This is a genomic window from Microbacterium sp. MMO-56, assembly GCF_037146215.1.
Classification (GTDB): Bacteria; Actinomycetota; Actinomycetes; order Actinomycetales; family Microbacteriaceae; genus Microbacterium.
Genome location: NZ_JBBCVW010000010.1, coordinates 60,064 through 76,902 on the forward strand (window position 1 = coordinate 60,064; position 16,839 = coordinate 76,902).

A 16,839-nucleotide genomic window follows, 5' to 3' on the forward strand; every position below is an offset into this window, starting at 1 on the left:
ACGAGCGCCGCCCGGACGGATCGACTCAGACCCAGCCCTGCATCCAGTTGTGCAGGCGGTAGAACTCGTACGGCACCTGCACCGCCGACCACAGCGGGTACCAGAAGACGGAGAGGGCGACGGCGACGGCGAGGAAGACCAGTACGACGCGCCTGCCCGAGCGCCGTCGGTGGACGCTCGCGTGCGCGGGACCGGCGATCCATCGCAGGGCGAAGGTGAGGGCGAGGATCAGGAACGGCCAGATCGCGATCGTGTAGAACTGGAAGATCGTGCGCTCGGGGAAGGTGAGCCAGGGCAGCCAGGTCGCGGCGATGCCGACCAGCACGACGGCGACCCGCCAGTCCCGCTCGAGCGCGAAGCGGTAGACGAGGTACAGCGCGGCGGCGACGCTCGCGTACCACAGCAGCGGGTTGGGCATGCTGTAGAGGATCTCGAGGCAGCCCGCCTCGCCGCCGGTGCACCCGGCCTGGCCGTCGGCGGTCGCCTGCGCGTACATCGACGTCGGCCGCCACAGGCTCGCCCACTGCCAGGCGGGGCTCGCGTAGCTGTGCGGCGACGACATGTTCGCCATCGAGGTGTAGATCGTCTGGTGGTACCTCCACAGGCTCTGCAGCGACAGCGGAACCCACACGAACGCGCCCGTCGCGGGGGAGTCGTCCGCGGCGTGCCGGTCGTAGCCCCCGTCGCTGAGGAACCACCCGGTCCACGACGCGAGGTACACGAGGGCGGCGACGGGAACGAGCAGCACGAAAGAGACGAGGCCCTGTCGCACGGCGTCCATCGGCCAGAACGTCACCCCGAGGCGACGTCGTTTGAGCGCGTCGGTGACCACGAGGTAGAGGCCGATCGCCGCGAGCACCCAGACTCCCGACCACTTCACGGCGCAGGCCGCGCCGGCGGCGGCGCCCGCGGCGACGACCCACGGACGATTCCACAGGATCGCTCCCCACAGCGGCGGATCATCGCCCCGCTGTCGCGCGACCGTGCGGGCGGCGAGCCGGTCGAGCGCCCCGCGGCGGTCGAGCACGGCGAACCAGAACGCCAGCAGCACGAAGAACGCGAGGAAGACGTCCAGGAGCGCCACCCGGCTCATGACGATGCCGAGGCCATCGATCGCGAGGAGGAACGACGCCACGGACGCGAAGACGAGCGAGCCGGTGAGGGACCGGGCGAAGAGGAAGAGCAGGAGGACCAGGGCCGTCCCGAACAGGGCGGTCGCCACACGCCAGCCGACCGAGCTGTCCGGCCCGAACAGCGCCATGCCCGCGCCGATCAGGAACTTGCCCAGCGGCGGATGGACGACGAAGCTGCCCGTCAGGGTGAAGATGTCGGTCTCACCGGCGACGAACCGGGCATCCGCCCCGTCGGGCCAGGTAGCCGCGTACCCCAGGTTCCACTGGCTCCAGGCATCCTTCACGTAGTACGTCTCGTCGAAGACGAGGCTGTGCGGATGCCCGAGGTTCCAGAACCGCAGGATGCCGGCGAGCAGGGTGATCAGCGTCGGGAGCAGCCAGGAGTACAGGCGGCGCAGTCGCGGGTCGTCGGCGACGCGGAGCCGCCAGGCGTCGTACCGGGACGGGCGGAGCTCGGGAAGCAGCGGCTCGACGGCGGTGGACACGGGCATCAGCCTAAACGCTCGGGCTCCGTGCCCCCTGTCTGCGATGACGCTCGCGGTCACCGCCGGCGGGCGGGCGCCTAGGCTGAGCGGGTGATCATCCTCGCCGCGACCCCCATCGGCAACCTCGGCGATGCGTCGGCCCGGCTCGTCACGGCGCTGGAGACCGCGACCGTCGTCGCGGCCGAGGACACCCGGACGACGCAGCACCTGCTGCAGGCGCTCGGCATCGACAACCGCCCGCGGCTCGTCGCGCTGCACGACCACAACGAGAAGCAGCGCGCCGCCGAGCTCGTCGCCCGCGCACGGGACGAGGACCTGCTCGTGCTGAGCGACGCCGGGATGCCGACCGTGAGCGACCCCGGGTACGCGCTGGTCGCGGAGGCGGTCGTCCAGGGTGTGACGGTGACGGCGATCCCCGGCCCGAGCGCCGTTGTCACGGCGCTCGCCGTCGCGGGCCTTCCCACCGACCGGTTCACGTTCGAGGGCTTCCTTCCGCGCAAGCCGGGGGAGCGGCGCAGGGCGCTCGCGCTCGTCGCGTCCGACCCCCGCACGATGGTCTTCTTCGAGGCGCCCTCGCGGCTCGCGGACACCCTCTCCGCCATGGCCGAGGCCTTCGGCGCCGACCGGCCCGCCGCGGTCTGCCGGGAGCTGACGAAGCTGCATGAGGAGGTCGTGCGCGACGGACTCGGGGCGCTCGCGGAGTGGGCGCGGGGCGGCGTCCGCGGCGAGATCGTCGTGGTGGTCGCCGGCGCCCCCGCCCGGGACGTGTCGGCGGAGGACGCCCTCGCGCAAGTGCAGGCGCTCGTCGCCTCCGGCACGAGACTCAAGGACGCCGCCGCCGAGGTCGCGACCGAGACCGGTCTGTCCAGCCGCGACCTCTATCAGGCGGCGCTCGCCGCCCGGTGAGCGGTCTCAGCCCTTGACCGAGCCCGCGGTGAGACCCCCGACGATGTAGCGCTGCAGTCCGAGGAACAGCGCCAAGACGGGGACCGAGGCGAGGATCGCCCCCGCGGCGAACAGCCCCCAGTTGCTGGCGAGCTGGTTCGAGACCCACTGGTACATGCCGACCGCGAGCGTCCAGTTGTCCTCCGAGACGAGCACGATCTTGGAGATGATGTAGTCGCCGAACGAGGCGATGAACGCCAGCAGACCGACCACCGCCAGGATCGGCGTCACGAGCGGCATGATGATCGTCCAGAAGATCTGCGCGTGGCTCGCGCCGTCGATCTTCGCGGATTCGTCGAGCTCCTGCGGGATCGTGGTGAAGAACCCGTACATGAGGAACGTGTTCACGCCCAGTGCGCCGCCGAGATAGATGCAGATCAGGGCGAGCTTGGAGTTCAGGCCCAGCGCGGGGAAGACGTCGCCGAGCGCGAGCAGCATGAGGAAGATCGCGACGAATGCGAGCGCCTGCGGGAACATCTGGATGACCAGGAGCGCGGTCAGCCCGACACGCCGACCGCGGAAGCGGAAGCGCGAGAACGCGTACGCGGCCGCGGCGCCCATCAGCACCGCGCCGACGGCGGCGGAGATGCCGACGATCAGCGTGTTGCCGTACCAGGTCCAGTACCGCGTGCCGAAGAGGGCGGCGTAGTTGGACAGGTCGAAGGCGCTGAACAGCGCGCTGCTCGAGGAGAGGCTGCCGCCGGGGTTGAGGGAGGCCGACAGGACGTACACGAGCGGGAAGACGGCATAGAAGAGGACCACGAGGGCCAGCACGTACTTCCAGCCGACCTCGAGGATCCAGCGTCGCCGGACCGCGCCCCGACGCGCGGGGTCGAGCCGCACCGCGGCCCTGGCGGCCTGTGCCTCGTGCCGGGGGGAGGTGTTCGCGATGCTCATCACTGGTACTCCTCGAGCTTCTTGGTCTGACGGAACGCCAGAGCGGAGATGACGGCGACCACGAGGAACACGATGATCGACAGGGCACTGGCCAGGCCGTAGTCGGCCTTTCCGCCGTTGACGCCCGAGATGTCCCAGATGGCCGAGATCAGGATGTCGGTGTAGCCGAGGGTGTACGGCGCTCCGGGGATGGGCGGGCCGCCGGTGTTGAACATGTAGATGATCGTGAAGTTGTTGAAGCTGAAGGCGAAGGACGAGATCAGCAGGGGTGCGGTCGCCACGAGCACGAGCGGCAGGATGATCGAGCGCAGCTGCCGGAAGCGTCCGGCGCCGTCGATCTCGGCGGCCTCCAGCGCGTCGGCGGGGAGGGCCTGGATCGCGCCGGTGCAGACGAGGAAGAAGTAGGGGAAGGTGAGCCAGACGTTGACGAAGAGCACCGCGAACCGGGCGAGCCAGGGGTCGCCGAGCCAGTCGATGTTCGCGCCGCCGAAGAAGAGCTGGTTGACCACGCCGAACTCGGAGTTGAACATGCCGCGCCACAGCAGTGCCGACATGAAGGCCGGGAACGCGTAGGGGAGGATGAACAGCGTCCGCAGCACCTTGCGACCGCGCAGGCGCTCGTCGTTGAAGACGATGGCCAGGACGAGCCCGAGCGCGAAGGGCACGGCGACCGAGAGGAACGCCCACGCGAACGTCCACGCCGTGACGAGGGCGAGCGGCTGGAGCATCGCCCCGTCGGTGAACAGGCGCAGGAAGTTGGCGAACCCGACGTGCACCGTCCATCCGGCGGCAAGGCTCTGTCCGTCGTTCGAGGTGAACAGGCCCTGGTCGGTGGCGTGGTAGACCGTGCCGGTCGCGGTGTCGGTGATGGTCTGCGTCGCCGCATCCCACTGCATCGTGGAGAGGTACACGGTGCCGGAGGAGCCGTCGCGGGTACGCAGGGACCCGTCGTTTGGATCGTCGGAGACCGGCACGCGCAGCGCGGTGATCTCGCTCTGCAGCGCGAGGACCCGGTTGAGCGGCAGGACCGTCCATCCCGGCACCTCCTTCGGAGCCCCCGACCCGGACATCTCGCCGACGACCTCGAGCGGCTGGTCGGGGGATCCCGCTCGGATGGCACCGTCGTCGTTGACCGCGAGGCCGTACTCGCCGCCGCGCTCGACGACGGCGAGCGGATACCGCGGCGAGCCCTCGACGAGGCGCTCACCCTGGATGAGCGCGGCCTGGACGGCTTGCTCCTGCGTGCCGACGTGGCCCGCGCCGTAGTTCGTGAAGGCGATGTACGCGGTGTAGCCGAAGATGAACACCTGGAAGATCAGGAGGAAGGCGAGCCCCGGGAGCAGGTACTTCAGCGGGAGCGCGCGCTTCGAGAAGTAGACGACATCGGCCGCGATGAGCAGCAGGACCGCGACGGCGAAGATGAGCCACGACTCGGCGCGGAACGCCGCGACGATGCCGAGCAGGCCGAACGCGTTGACGACGGCCATGACGGCGAGCTTGACGAGGAAGCCCCAGCCGGGGCCGTTCCAGCGGCGGCCGTGCGCCTCGGGGCGCGGGCCCGAGCCGCGCCCGGTCGGCGGTGACGCGAGCGCGGTGGCGCCTTTCGGAATGGACATCGGTGTCTCCTTCACGGGAAGAGGGTGTGCACCGGGTGCGGGAGGTCGGCCCGCACCCGGTGCCGGGGGTCAGCCGATGGCCGCCTGGACGTCCGCGACCATCGCGGACCAGGTCGAGGCGGGGTCGGCGCCCTTGATGATCTGCGACTGCGCGGTGTTCCACATCTCCCAGACCGAGCCCATGACCGGCAGCGAGGGCTGCGGCACGCCGGCGGCGGCCGAGGCGAGGAAGCCCGCGACGACCGGGTCGGAGGCGACCTTGTCGGCGACGCTCTTCCAGGCGGGCAGACGCGGGTCGGCGTCGTACAGCGCCTGCTGGGCCTCGTCGGTGGCGAGGTACCGGGTCAGGAACTGCTGCGCGACGAGGGCGTTCTTGCTCTGGGAGCTCACGTAGAACCCCTGCACGCCGACGAACGGCGCGGCGGTCTCGCCGCCCGCGGACGGGATCGGGTTGACCTTGATCTTCACGCCCTGCGCGGTGAGGGTGTCGATCGCCCACGGTCCCTGGATCGTGTAGGCGGCCTTGCCCGAGGCGAACAGCTCGTTGTTGGTGTCGTAGTCGATCGTGGTGGAGATGTCACCCGTGCCGGTCTCGCCGTGGGCTCCGAGCCACTGCGCGAACGCCGTGCCGTTGTCGCCGCCCATGCCGACCTCGGTCGTGTACGACCCCGACGCGTCCTGGGTGAACACGGGGGCTCCGAACGACGTCTGGAAGCCGTACATCGTGTACGCGTCGCCCTTCTGGCCGGCCGTGTTGATGACGAACGGTCGCTCGGCGCCCGCCGCCTTGGCCGTGGCGATCATGTCGTCGAAGGTCGCGGGGGCGTCCTCGCCGACGAGGCCCGTGTTCTGGACCAGCGCGATCGACTCCAGCGCGTACGGGAAGCCGTAGACCTGTCCGTCGTAGGTGAAGGCGTCGACGGCGACCTTCTCCAGCTGCGACGCCGCGTCGCCGAGGTCGACGGTGTCGATGACGCCCGCCTCCACGAACGCCCCGAGGAAGTCGTGCGCTCCCACGGTGATGTCCGGGCCGTTCCCGGTCGGGACCTGGTTGATGAAGTCGTTGCGGATGTCCTCGAAGTTCTTCTGGACGAGATCGATCGTGCCGCCCGTCTCCTCCTCGAACGTCTTCGCCGCCGCCTCGATGGCGGGTTTGCGGTTCTCGTCGGTCCAGATCGTGAGCGTCACTCCGCTCGCGTCGATCGTGTCGTCGGAGCCCGTGGAGGCCGGTGTCGAGCCGCCGGAGCAGCCCGCGAGCAGAACGGTGGTCGCGGCGAGGGCCGCGACGCCGATGCCCATCTTGCGCATGGTATGTCCTTCCGTAGAGGTGTTTCTCACTGTGGGTGCGTCGTGCGGACGACGGCGACGCCGCCGCCGTCCAGCACGAACGCGCCCGCGAGGGCCGTCTGCGTGAGCAGCTCGGTCCCCGACGTCTGGAGCGAGACGGGCTCGCTGCCGTGGTTGATGAGGACGCGGTAGTCCGCGTCCTCGCCGCGCCGGGTGACGGACTCGATTCCGGCGGGAAGGTCGGCGGGGGAGATCCCCGCGTCCCGGTAGACCTGCGTGAACACGGCGCGCAGGCCCGCGGCGTCGGGGCGCGTGGCGAGGTACCAGCCGACGCCGTCGCCGTGCGCATTGCGCGTGATCGCGGGGCGACCGGCGGCGGGCCCGTCGAGGTAGCGGGCGCGGGTCTGCGCGGAGCCGACGACGAGGTCCTCCTGCCAGACGTCGGCGTCGACCCGGACACCGTCCAGTTCGATCGCCGCGACGACGCCCTCCCGCAGCGGCAGGTGCTCCTCCACGCGGACGCCGAGCGCCGGCTCGAGCGGTGCGAGGAACCCGCCGGGGTGGACGGCGTCGTTCTCGTCGACGACGGCCGAGAAGAAGGAGACGACGAGCACGCCGCCCTGCGCGACGTAGCGGTTGAGGTTGTCGGCGTCGGCCTGGCGAAGGAGGTACTGGGCGGGTGCGAGGACGAGTCGATAGCCGGAGAGGTCGTGGCCGGGCAGGGCGAAGTCGACCGTGATGCCGTCGCGCCACAGCTGCTCGTAGAACGCGCGGATGCGCTCGTCGTGGCCGACGTCCACGCTCGGACGCCACTCGAGGTCCTGCGCCCAGAAGGATTCGAAGTCCCACAGGATCGCGACGTCCGCGTGCACGCGCGATCCGCGCATCTCGGCGAGGCGGCCGAGCGTCGCGCCGAGATCGACGACCTCGCGGAAGACGCGCGAGGTCGTGCCCGCGTGCGGGATCATCGCCGAGTGGAACTTCTCCGCGCCCGAGCGTGAGGCGCGCCACTGGAAGAAGAGGATCCCGTCGGCTCCGCGGCCGAGGTGCGACAGGGAGTTGCGGGCCATCTCGCCGGGGCGCTTGGCGATGTTGCGGGGCTGCCAGTTGACGGCGGACGTGGAGTGCTCCATCAGGATCCAGGGCGCTCCGCCGCCCACCGAGCGCGTGAGGTCGGCGGCGATGGCGAGGCCGATCTCGCCTTCGGGATCGGCCGCCCAGAGGTAGTGGTCGTCCGCGACGACGTCGACCTCGGCCGCCCACTTCCACAGGTCGCAGCCGTTGTGCTGATTCGCCATGAAGTTGGTCGTGACGGGGCGGTCGCTGTGCGCGCGGATGGCGTCGCGTTCGGCGACGAAGCACGCCCGCAGCTGGTCGTCGGTGAAGCGGGCGAAGTCGAGGCGCTGGGCGGGGTTGATGACGCTCGCCGCCGCCGCGGGGGCGCCGACGTGCTCCCAGTCGCCGTAGTGCTGCCCCCAGAACGCGGTTCCCCATGCGTGGTTGAGGGCGTCGAGCGTCCCGTAGCGCTCCCGCAGCCAGTCGCGCCAGGCGCGCACGGCATGCGCGGAGTAGTCCTCGCCGACGGGCACGCCGAACTCGTTGTGCACGTGCCAGAGGACGACGGCCGGGTGGTCCCCGTATCGCCGGGCGAGCTCGCTCGCGATCCGCACGGCTGCCGCACGGTAGGCCGGCGCCGAGTGCGACGCCATGCCGCGGGCTCCGAAGCCGAGGGCGACGCCCTCGGCGGTGACGGCGCGGGCGTCCGGGTGGTTCGCGAAGAACCAGGCGGGCGGAGAGGCCGTGGGTGTGCCGAGGTCGACGGCGATGCCGTTGCGGTGAAGGAGGTCGATGACCTCGTCGAGCCAGCCGAAATCGAACTCGCCCTCGCGCACTTCGAGCAGTCCCCACGCGAAGATGCCGATGCTGACGAGGTTCACCCCCGCCTCGCGCATACGCGCGACGTCGTCGTCCCACACCTCCCGTGGCCACTGCTCCGGGGTGTAGTCGCCGCCGTAGGCGATGCCGGGCAGCTCGGGCCAGAGGTGCGTGGCCGGGCCGGGGGTGATGCTCATCGATTCGGTTCCTCATCGTCCGTGTCGGGCTGTGACCGGTCACAGCTTCGGGCCCATGGTAGGCACCGATGTCGCGGCCGTGCACGGTTCGTTATCGAACTGTGACCGGTAACAGTCCTCGGTGCGCCGCCGACGGCGCCGCCGCCGCGCGCGGTAAAGTCGCGTCCGTGGACCCCATCCCGAGCGTGCGCAAGCCGACCATCCGCGATGTCGCGGCAGTGGCGGGTGTGTCGCACGGCACGGTGTCCCGCGTGCTCAACGGAGGCCACTGGGTCTCGCCGGATGCCCGTGCCGCCGTCGAGGAGGCGATCCGCACCACTGGCTACACCACGAATCACGCGGCGCGCAGTCTCGCGACGGGCAAGTCGGGGTCGGTCGCCTTCCTGCTCACCGAGCCGCAGCACCTGCTCTTCGCCGACCCGACCTTCGCCCTCCTGCTGCGGGGGGCGACCGAGGCCCTCGCGGAACGGTCGATGACCCTCGTGCTGCTCATCGCCGACACTCCCAAGGAGCAGGCCAATGTCGAGCGGTACGTCCGGGCGGGGCACGTCGACGGCGTCCTGCTCATCTCGTCGCACGAGTCCGACTCGCTCCTGGCCTCGCTCGTGGACGCCGGCGTGCCGGTCGTCTGCACGGGCATCCCGCTGGGGCGAGCGGCGTCCGTGCCGAACGTCTCGGTCGACGAGATCGGGTCCGCGCGTCTGATGACCCGCTACCTGATGGACCGGGGCCACGACCGCATCGCGCTCATCACGGGCCCCGACGACACGCCCGGCGGGCGCTTCCGCCTGGTGGGCTTCCGTGAAGAGCTCGGCGACCGCTTCGACCCCCGCCTCGTCGAACAGGGCAGCTACGAACGAGCCAGCGGCGACCTGGCGATGACACGCCTGCTGGAGCGCGAGCCGGACATCGACGCGGTGTTCGCGGCGAGCGACGTCATGGCGGTCGGAGCGATCGAGGCGATCCGACGCAGCGGCCGACGCGTCCCCGAGGACATCGCCGTCGCGGGCTTCGACGACTCGGGACTCGCCGAGACCCACCGGCCGCCGCTCACGACCATGCGCCAGCCGTGGCCGCAGATCAGCTCCACGATGGTGGACATGGTGCTCGACATCGTCGCGGGCAGACCGCGTGAGTCGATCGTGCTGCCGACGACGCTCATCGTGCGCGAGACGGCGTGACCGCCCGCGGGCGGTCGTCACACGCGGAGGCGAGAGTCTGCGCCCCGCCTAGAATCGACGGGTGAGCACCGGTCAGTCCTTCTACATCACGACGCCGATCTACTACCCCTCGGACCTCCCGCACATCGGTCACGGGTACACGTCGGTCGCCGTCGACGCGCTCGCGCGCTGGCATCGCCAGGCGGGTGACGACACCTGGATGCTCACCGGCACCGACGAGCACGGTCAGAAGATGCTCCGCGCCGCCGCCGCGAACGGAGTCACGCCGCAGGAGTGGGTCGACAAGCTCGTCACGGAGTCGTGGTTCCCGCTGCTGGAGACCCTCGACGTCGCCAACGACGACTTCATCCGCACGACCCAGGCTCGTCACGAGGAGAGCGTCCAGAAGTTCGTCCAGGCGCTCTACGACCGCGGCTACATCTATGCGGGGGAGTACGAGGCCCTGTACTGCGTCGGCTGCGAGGAGTTCAAGCCGGAGGCGGAGATCGTCGACGGCACCGGCGCGTTCGAGGGGCTCAAGGTCTGCGCGATCCACTCGAAGCCCCTCGAGCTGCTGCAGGAGAAGAACTACTTCTTCAAGCTGAGCGAGTTCCAGGACAAGCTGCTGGAGCTGTACTCGACCGAGCCCGACTTCGTACGCCCCGAGTCGGCGCGCAACGAGGTCGTCTCCTTCGTGCGGTCGGGCCTGAAGGACCTGTCCATCTCGCGCTCCGCGTTCGACTGGGGCATCACGGTCCCCTGGGACCCCTCGCACGTCATCTACGTGTGGGTCGACGCGCTGCTGAACTACGCGACGGCCGTCGGATACGGCACCGACCCGGAGCAGTTCGATCGTCGCTGGCCCGCCTACCACGTCGTCGGCAAGGACATCCTCCGCTTCCACGCGGTGATCTGGCCGGCGATGCTGATGGCGGCGGGGCTGGACGTGCCCCGCGGCGTGTTCGCGCACGGCTGGCTGCTCGTCGGCGGCGAGAAGATGTCGAAGTCGAAGCTCACCGGCATCGCCCCCACCGAGATCACCGACGTGTTCGGATCCGACGCGTACCGGTTCTACTTCCTGTCGGCGATCGCCTTCGGGCAGGACGGCTCGTTCTCGTGGGAGGACCTGTCGGCGCGGTACCACGCCGAGCTCGCGAACGGCTTCGGCAACCTCGCGTCGCGCACGACGGCGATGATCGAGAAGTACTTCGAGGGCATCGTGCCGCCGGCCGCCGCCTACACCGAGAACGATCTCGGCATCCAGAAGATCGTCGCGGATGCCACGGTGATGGCCGACTCGGCGATGGAGCGCTTCCGGCCGGATGAGGCGATCTCGCACATCTGGGCCATCGTCGACGCGCTCAACGGCTACATCACCGAGAACGAGCCGTGGGCACTCGCCAAGGACGACGCGCAGCGCGGACGCCTCGGCACGGTGCTGTACACGGCCGCGGAGGGGCTGCGCGCGCTCGCCGTGCTGCTGAGCCCGTTCATGCCGGAGGCGACGGAGAAGCTGTGGATCGCCCTCGGGCACGCGGGGCGTCTGCAGGACCAGCCGCTGCGCGACGCGGGGCGCTGGGGTCAGCTCGCCGCCGGTTCGTCCGTGAACGGTCTTGCTCCGCTCTTCCCCCGCGTGGAGCAGTGATCCGGGCCCGGACGAGCGGGGCCCGCGCCGTCGCGCGGAAGGGAGCGACAGCATGACGGATCCGTCGACCTATGTGCGCGTGCGCGAGAAGGGATCCCGCGACGTGTCCTACCCGGCCGCTCCCGAGCCGCTGCCGGTCGCGGTCTACGACAACCACTGCCACCTCGAGATCGAGGACGGCGAGGGTCTGCCGCTCGCCGAGCACCTGGAGCGTGCCGTCGCCGTGGGCGTGGCCGGCGTCGTCCAGGCGGGCGGTGACATCGAGTCCAGCCGCTGGTCGGCGTGGGCGGCGGCGTCGCATCCCCGGGTCCTCGCAGCCGTCGCGATCCACCCCAACGAGGCGCCCGCGTACGCCGTGGACGGACGGCTGGACGAGGCGATCGCCGTGATCGACGAGCTGGCGGCGCAGCCGCGGGTGCGAGCGATCGGGGAGACGGGGCTCGACTTCTTCCGGACGGGTGAGGAGGGTGTGCCCGCTCAGATCGAGAGCTTCGAGGCGCACATCGCGCTCGCGAAGAAGCACGGGATCTCGATGCAGATCCACGACCGCGACGCCCACGACGCGGTGCTCGACACGCTCGCCCGGGTGGGGGCGCCGGAGCGCACGGTGTTCCATTGCTTCTCCGGCGACGCCGACATGGCGCGCGTCGCGGCGGACCGCGGCTACTGGCTCAGCTTCGCGGGGAACGTGACGTTCAAGAACGCGCAGAATCTGCGCGACGCGCTCGCGGTGACGCCGCGCGAGCGCATCCTCGTCGAGACGGACGCCCCGTTCCTCACGCCCACGCCGCTGCGCGGTCGGCCCAATGCTCCCTACCTGGTCCCCGTGACCGTCCGGTTCATGGCGGAGGAGCTGGGTGTGGACCTGGAGGAGCTCTGCGTGCAACTGGCAGCGAACACGCTCGAGGTGTACGGGGCATTCGAGGACTGATGTCCGACGACGAGCTGTGGGACCTGACGGACGCCGCGGGCACGCCGACGGGCCGCACGCATCGTCGCGGCGACCCGGAGTGGCCCGAGGGCGAGGTCTTCCACGTCGTCGCGTCGACGTGCGTCGTGCGTGAGGACGGACGTGTCCTCGTCTCCCAGCGCGCCGCGGTGAAGGATCATCCGCTGCGCTGGGAGTTCCCCGCCGGGAGTGCGCTGGCGGGCGAGACGAGCGTCGAGGCTGCACGGCGCGAGCTCGAGGAGGAGGTCGGGCTCGTCGCCGCGCCCGCACGCTTCGTCCTGGTCGGCCGCGTGCGGGAGGCGCGGGCGCTGTTCGACCTGTACCTCCTCGCATGGACCGGCGATGCGCCGCTCCGGCTGGACCCCGAGGAGGTCGCCGCGTCGCGGTGGGTCGCCTACGACGAGGTCGAGCGGCTCTGCCGCGACGGCCTGATGGCGGCGCCGTGGGTCGCGCGTCTCGAGGTGCTCGGCGCGCCGCTGCGCGCGGCGCTCGATGCGGCGGGCGGCGCGTAGCCGCTGGGCCCGGAGCGGTCACCGGGCCCGGGGTGGGCGGTGGGGCCGGGGCGGGCGGTGGGTCCCTGCTGGGCGGTGGGGCCGGGGCGCAGGAGTCGTGGCGGGGGCGGGCGGAGGTCGCCCCACGCGTAGCGCAGCATCGTCCGCGGAGGCAGAGGCACGCCCTCGCGCCGATCGGGATGGTGCAGCACCGTGTTCCCCGCTCCGTCGCGGGTGATCCGCCATCCGCCGTGGTGCAGCTGCATGTGATGGAACCGGCACAGGAGGATCCCACGATCCACGTCGGTCCTCCCGCCGTCGCGGTGCCAGTGGTCGATGTGATGCGCTTCGCAGAACGAGGGTGGCCTGTCGCAGCCGCGCCACCGGCATCCACCGTCGCGCAGCGCCAGGGCCACGCGCTGAGCCGGGGTGAACAGACGTACCTCGCGGCCCAGGTCGAGCGGCCGGCCACGGCCGTCGACGGTGCACGGCAGGGTGCCCGTCGTGCAGGCGTGCCGTGCGACGAGCCAACCGGGCAGAGCGGTGCGGTCGTCGGTCAGGTGACCGACCGCGGGGCGTCCGTCCTCGACGGCTGCCGCGGACGCCGTGGTGAGCACGAGACGCACCCCCGCCTGCCGTGCGCCGAACACCGCGCCCGCCTCGGCGAGCGATCCCGCCCGGAGGACGTCGATCAGCAGGTCGTAGGCGAGCTGGTCGTTCGTCCGGGGGTCGGCGGTCAGCTCTTCGGCGCGCGCCCGTTCCTCCGGACCCACGAACCGTGGCCCGCCGCGTCGGGGACGGAGCGCCGAGTCGATGACGGCCGCGACCCATGCCGCCGCCTCGTCGTCGAACGTGAAGGAGCCGCGGCGGACACCGTCGTGGTCGGTCCACAGGCGGAAGCTCCGACCGTGGAACCGCTCGTCGAAGCGGCGCTCGGCGCCCGCCGGGTCGAGGATGTCGCGGACGGTCCGAGCCGCCTGGGCGAGTTCCTCGACGGTGCGGTGCGAGGCCTCATCGATGAGGTGTGTCGCCGCGGCAGCCCACGCCGCGCTCGCATCGGGTGCGGCATCGTCGAGCGCCGTCGCGTCCATCGCCTCGTCGTCCGGCCCTTCGTGTTCCGGCGAGCTCTCCACCATCGTGCGTGCGGCGTCGGCCCGGGGCGGTTCGCCCAGGCCGCGAAGGATCGCGTCGTGCTGGGCGCACGTGATCGCACCGTTCATCAGTGCGTCGCCGAGCGTGGCGTGCCACGGTCGCTCGGCGGCCGGAGCGGTGGTGTCGTCGCGAGCGGTGCCCGCGCCGTCCGGCTGAGGAGCGTCCGGTGCTCCGGCGAGGTCCGGCATCGCGGGCCCTCCGTGCCCGCCGTCTCCACCCTCGCCGCCCTCAGCGCCCTGCCCGCCCTTCCCGCCGGCGAGCGTCTCGCCCAGCCGCACCTGCCGGGCGGCGTCGCTGCGCGTCGTGCCCGTGAGCTCCTGGATGAGGGCGACGGGCGAGCGGTGACCGCGCGACTGCGCGAGGCCCCCGTGCCCGTGCTCGCGCGTCGATCGCGCGGCCACGACACCGGAGCCGGCGATGCGCAGCGACTCGCCGCCGCGCACGAGCGCCGACGCCGCCGCGATGAGCGAGACGACGGCGTCGTCGCCCAGCTCCGCCACCGCGCCCGCGATCCGCGTCGCATCCTCGTGGTCGCCGACCAGACTGCGCAGCGCGTCGAGCGCTGTCTGCAGGTCGGTGAAGAAGGACATGCTCCATGATCCCGCGGACCTCCGACATTCGAACAAAGATACGACCGAGCGTCGCTCGACGCCAGCGGCCCGTAGCCTGAGAGAGATGGACGTTCGCCTCCGACCCAGCATCCCGGCCGACATCGACTGGCTCGTCGAGCTTCGGGCCGAGGTCCTCCGAGGCGACCTGGAGCGGCTCGGACGCTTCGACGAGCATCATGTGCGCGATCGGATGCGTCGCGCGTTCCGTCCCGAGTGGACGCGGATCGTCGTGGTGGCGGGTCGCGACGTCGGATCGATCACGGCCCGCCCGGAGGGCGCGACGCGATGGATCGAGCACTTCTACCTCGCGACGCACGCCCAGGGCGCCGGCGTCGGCAGCGCGGTGCTGCGCACGGTCCTCGCCGAGCCGTTCGACGAGGTCACGCGCCTCGACGTCCTGCAGGGCAGCGCTGCCCGCCGCCTGTACGAGCGGCACGGGTTCACCGCCGATGCCGAGGACGAGGTCGACGTCTTCATGACCTGGAGGTCCTGACGCGCGCGGAGTTGCTCCCGTGCCACGGAGGAGATCAGGGCGACGACGGCCGGGACGAGGGCGGCCAGATCGCCCGCCGCCGCGCGGGGCTCGCGACTCGGGTCGTTCAGGGCGAATGCCTGCGCGGAGTACGCGAGGTCCCAGACACGTGTGCTCGGCCCCGCGGCGTCCGCGTCGATGAAGACCCAGCGTTCGCCGAGGATCAGGTTCCACGGCGCCAGGTCGTTGTGGCAGATGAGCTCGGCGCTGGGCGCGGGGATCGCACTCTCCCATACCGCATCCGCCGGCGGGGTATAGGGCATGCTCGCGTCGTGGATGCGGCGGACGATCCTGCCGACCCGGGACAGGTCGAGCCGCGACAGCGGGGGAGCCTCGATCGCACGGATGCCCGGGACGAACTCCTGCACCTGCCGGCCCTGCGCGTCGCGCCCGAGCGGCTCCGGCAGATCGACGCCGGTGCGGCGGAGCGCCGCGACGAAGTCGACGACGCTCGCCGTCGCGGCGGTCCACGGCTTGCGCACCGTCGCGCCGACACGGACGACCGTCGAGGCGACGTTGTCGCCCGAGAGCGGCTCTTCGGCGGTCACGGCGTCGGCGTCCGGTCGTCGCCGCCCGCCGGAGCGGTGTCCGTCTCGGCCAGCACCGGACGCGCCGCCGCGATGTGCGAGATCGAGCGCCAGACGAGGAGCAGCGTCACCGCCGAGCCGCCGAAGGCGAACCACCACGGCGCCGTCAGCCCCCACGTCTGGGCGATGACGCCGCCGAGCGCCTGACCGATGACCAAGCCGCCGAAGACGCCGACCATGTTGACCGATGCGATGCGACCCTGGAGGTGCAGGGGGACGAGGCGCTGGCGGACCGTGGTCGAGATCGTGCCCCACACGAACGCGTAGGCACCGAACCCGAACATGATCGCGAACGCGATCGCGGGCTCGGTCGTCACGGCGAAGCCGAGGTGCATCAGCACCTCGAGGGTCAGACAGACGCGCATGAGCGTCGCGAAGGACACGTGCTTCTCGAGCCAGCCGAACGACGCGATCCCGGCGAGGCCGCCCACCGCCGACGCGGTGGTGAGTGCGCCGTATCCGACCGCGCCCATGCCGAGGTGCTCGGTCGCGTACAGGACGAGGATGCCCCACGGCGCGGCCCAGGTCACGTTGAAGACCAGGATGATCAGCACGAGGGTGCGCACCGCGGGCGTCTGGCGCAGCCAGGCCAGACCCTCGCGGATCGGATGAGGGGCGACGGGGTCGTGCGCGTCCTCCGCCGACGGAACCGGGGTGTGTCCGATCCGTGCGATCAGCACCACCGCGAGGGCCACGCAGAGGATCTGCACGAGGAAGGGCCAGAACGACCCGACGGCGAAGAGGAACGCGCCGAGCGGCGGACCGGCGAGCTGGTTCGCGACCAGGTATCCGGCCTGCAGGCGTGCGTTTCCGATGCCGAGGTCCGCGGGGCGGACGAGCATGGGCAGGAGGGTGCTGCCGGCGGAGTCGGCGAACACCTCCGCCGTGCCGTAGAGGAAGGCCGTGGCCAGCACGATCCACACGGTCGCGTGACCGGTCAGCAGGAACACGACGAGCGCGGCGACGACGACGGCGCGGCTGCCGTTGGCGATCATGACCAGGCGGCGCCGGTCGTGGTGGTCGGCGACGGAGCCGGCGAACAGGCCGAAGAGGAGCCACGGCAGGAACTGCATCATCGCGCCGGCGGCGACCAGGATCGGCGACGACGTGAGGGACGCGATCAGCAGGGGTGCGGCGGACAGGGCGATGCCGTCGCCGAGATTGCTCGTCCACGACGAGGACAGCAGCCACCGGAAGTCACGCCCCAGGCGGCGCGGCGCGACGAGATCACCGAGCGAGGGCATCCCGCCATCCTAAGCGCGCCCCCCGACGCCCTC

13 protein-coding genes and 1 pseudogene are annotated in these 16,839 nt (G+C 71.2%); 6 read left to right on the plus strand and 8 right to left on the minus strand.

Translation table 11 applies throughout. The features are described 5' to 3' along the window. Nucleotides 1–25 precede the first annotated feature (25 nt). Nucleotides 26–1,618: a dolichyl-phosphate-mannose--protein mannosyltransferase gene (locus WFI00_RS10545; protein WP_336632265.1), complete on the minus strand. Its 1,593-nt coding sequence runs from the start codon at nt 1,616–1,618 to the stop codon at nt 26–28. 90 nt (nt 1,619–1,708) lie between these two features. On the opposite strand from WFI00_RS10545, the gene rsmI reads away from it, so the two are divergent. Next, complete coding sequence (gene rsmI, locus WFI00_RS10550; RefSeq protein WP_336632266.1) at nt 1,709–2,524, plus strand: 16S rRNA (cytidine(1402)-2'-O)-methyltransferase; 816 nt, start codon at nt 1,709–1,711, stop codon at nt 2,522–2,524. A gap of 6 nt (nt 2,525–2,530) precedes the next feature. Here the strand turns inward: rsmI and WFI00_RS10555 are convergent, their stop codons facing one another. The 4 genes from WFI00_RS10555 to WFI00_RS10570 form a co-directional block, all read right to left on the minus strand. After that, nucleotides 2,531–3,460 carry a sugar ABC transporter permease gene (locus WFI00_RS10555; protein WP_336632267.1) on the minus strand — a complete coding sequence of 310 codons (930 nt, stop codon included), beginning with the start codon at nt 3,458–3,460 and terminating at the stop codon, nt 2,531–2,533. Continuing rightward, the gene (locus WFI00_RS10560; protein WP_336632268.1) at nt 3,460–5,076 is read right to left on the minus strand and encodes an ABC transporter permease subunit; all 1,617 of its coding nucleotides are present in this window, start codon (nt 5,074–5,076) and stop codon (nt 3,460–3,462) included. Before WFI00_RS10560 ends, WFI00_RS10555 begins: the two co-directional genes overlap by 1 nt. Nucleotides 5,077–5,145: 69 nt before the next feature. Continuing rightward, nucleotides 5,146–6,384: a sugar ABC transporter substrate-binding protein gene (locus WFI00_RS10565; RefSeq protein WP_336632269.1), complete on the minus strand. Its 1,239-nt coding sequence runs from the start codon at nt 6,382–6,384 to the stop codon at nt 5,146–5,148. 26 nt (nt 6,385–6,410) lie between these two features. Further along, a complete protein-coding gene (locus WFI00_RS10570) occupies nt 6,411–8,435 on the minus strand; it encodes a beta-galactosidase (RefSeq protein WP_336632270.1) in 2,025 nt (674 codons plus the stop codon). 167 nt (nt 8,436–8,602) lie between these two features. Here WFI00_RS10570 and WFI00_RS10575 point away from each other — a divergent pair, with 167 nt between their 5' ends. The 4 genes from WFI00_RS10575 to WFI00_RS10590 all read left to right on the plus strand — a co-directional run bounded on the left by WFI00_RS10575 (nt 8,603) and on the right by WFI00_RS10590 (nt 12,701). After that, entirely contained in the window at nt 8,603–9,616 is a 1,014-nt protein-coding gene (locus WFI00_RS10575; RefSeq protein ID WP_336632271.1) for a LacI family DNA-binding transcriptional regulator, read from the plus strand. Nucleotides 9,617–9,677: 61 nt separating this feature from the next. Further along, nucleotides 9,678–11,240, plus strand: a complete 1,563-nt coding sequence (gene metG, locus WFI00_RS10580) for a methionine--tRNA ligase (RefSeq protein WP_336632272.1) — start codon at nt 9,678–9,680, stop codon at nt 11,238–11,240. Between the two features lie 52 nt (nt 11,241–11,292). Further along, nucleotides 11,293–12,171, plus strand: a complete 879-nt coding sequence (locus WFI00_RS10585) for a TatD family hydrolase (RefSeq protein ID WP_336632273.1) — start codon at nt 11,293–11,295, stop codon at nt 12,169–12,171. After that, nucleotides 12,171–12,701: an NUDIX domain-containing protein gene (locus WFI00_RS10590; RefSeq protein WP_336632274.1), complete on the plus strand. Its 531-nt coding sequence runs from the start codon at nt 12,171–12,173 to the stop codon at nt 12,699–12,701. The genes WFI00_RS10585 and WFI00_RS10590 overlap by 1 nt, the downstream gene beginning before the upstream one ends. Here the strand turns inward: WFI00_RS10590 and WFI00_RS10595 are convergent. After that, nucleotides 12,584–14,422, minus strand: a complete 1,839-nt coding sequence (locus WFI00_RS10595; protein ID WP_336632275.1) for an HNH endonuclease signature motif containing protein — start codon at nt 14,420–14,422, stop codon at nt 12,584–12,586. The two genes, WFI00_RS10590 and WFI00_RS10595, sit on opposite strands and share 118 nt — an antisense overlap. Before the next feature lie 211 nt (nt 14,423–14,633). Between WFI00_RS10595 and WFI00_RS10600 the strand changes: the two are divergent. Then, nucleotides 14,634–14,843: pseudogene (locus WFI00_RS10600) on the plus strand (GNAT family N-acetyltransferase); the annotation flags it as partial. Here the strand turns inward: WFI00_RS10600 and WFI00_RS10605 are convergent. Further along, nucleotides 14,744–15,523, minus strand: a complete 780-nt coding sequence (locus WFI00_RS10605; RefSeq protein WP_336632276.1) for a phosphotransferase — start codon at nt 15,521–15,523, stop codon at nt 14,744–14,746. The pseudogene WFI00_RS10600 and the gene WFI00_RS10605 sit on opposite strands and share 100 nt — an antisense overlap. Next, nucleotides 15,520–16,806, minus strand: a complete 1,287-nt coding sequence (locus WFI00_RS10610; protein WP_336632277.1) for an MFS transporter — start codon at nt 16,804–16,806, stop codon at nt 15,520–15,522. Before WFI00_RS10610 ends, WFI00_RS10605 begins: the two co-directional genes overlap by 4 nt. Nucleotides 16,807–16,839: the final 33 nt, after the last annotated feature.

Excerpts from the sequence above, each read along its gene's own strand:
- WFI00_RS10555 (WP_336632267.1), bottom strand. The coding sequence starts at position 3,460 with ATGAGCATCGCGAACACCTCCCCCCGGCACGAGGCACAGGCCGCCAGG.
- WFI00_RS10565 (WP_336632269.1), bottom strand. The coding sequence starts at position 6,384 with ATGCGCAAGATGGGCATCGGCGTCGCGGCCCTCGCCGCGACCACCGTT.
- WFI00_RS10560 (WP_336632268.1), bottom strand. The coding sequence starts at position 5,076 with ATGTCCATTCCGAAAGGCGCCACCGCGCTCGCGTCACCGCCGACCGGG.
- WFI00_RS10590 (WP_336632274.1), top strand. The coding sequence starts at position 12,171 with ATGTCCGACGACGAGCTGTGGGACCTGACGGACGCCGCGGGCACGCCG.
- WFI00_RS10585 (WP_336632273.1), top strand. The coding sequence starts at position 11,293 with ATGACGGATCCGTCGACCTATGTGCGCGTGCGCGAGAAGGGATCCCGC.
- WFI00_RS10595 (WP_336632275.1), bottom strand. The coding sequence starts at position 14,422 with ATGTCCTTCTTCACCGACCTGCAGACAGCGCTCGACGCGCTGCGCAGT.
- WFI00_RS10570 (WP_336632270.1), bottom strand. The coding sequence starts at position 8,435 with ATGAGCATCACCCCCGGCCCGGCCACGCACCTCTGGCCCGAGCTGCCC.
- WFI00_RS10610 (WP_336632277.1), bottom strand. The coding sequence starts at position 16,806 with ATGCCCTCGCTCGGTGATCTCGTCGCGCCGCGCCGCCTGGGGCGTGAC.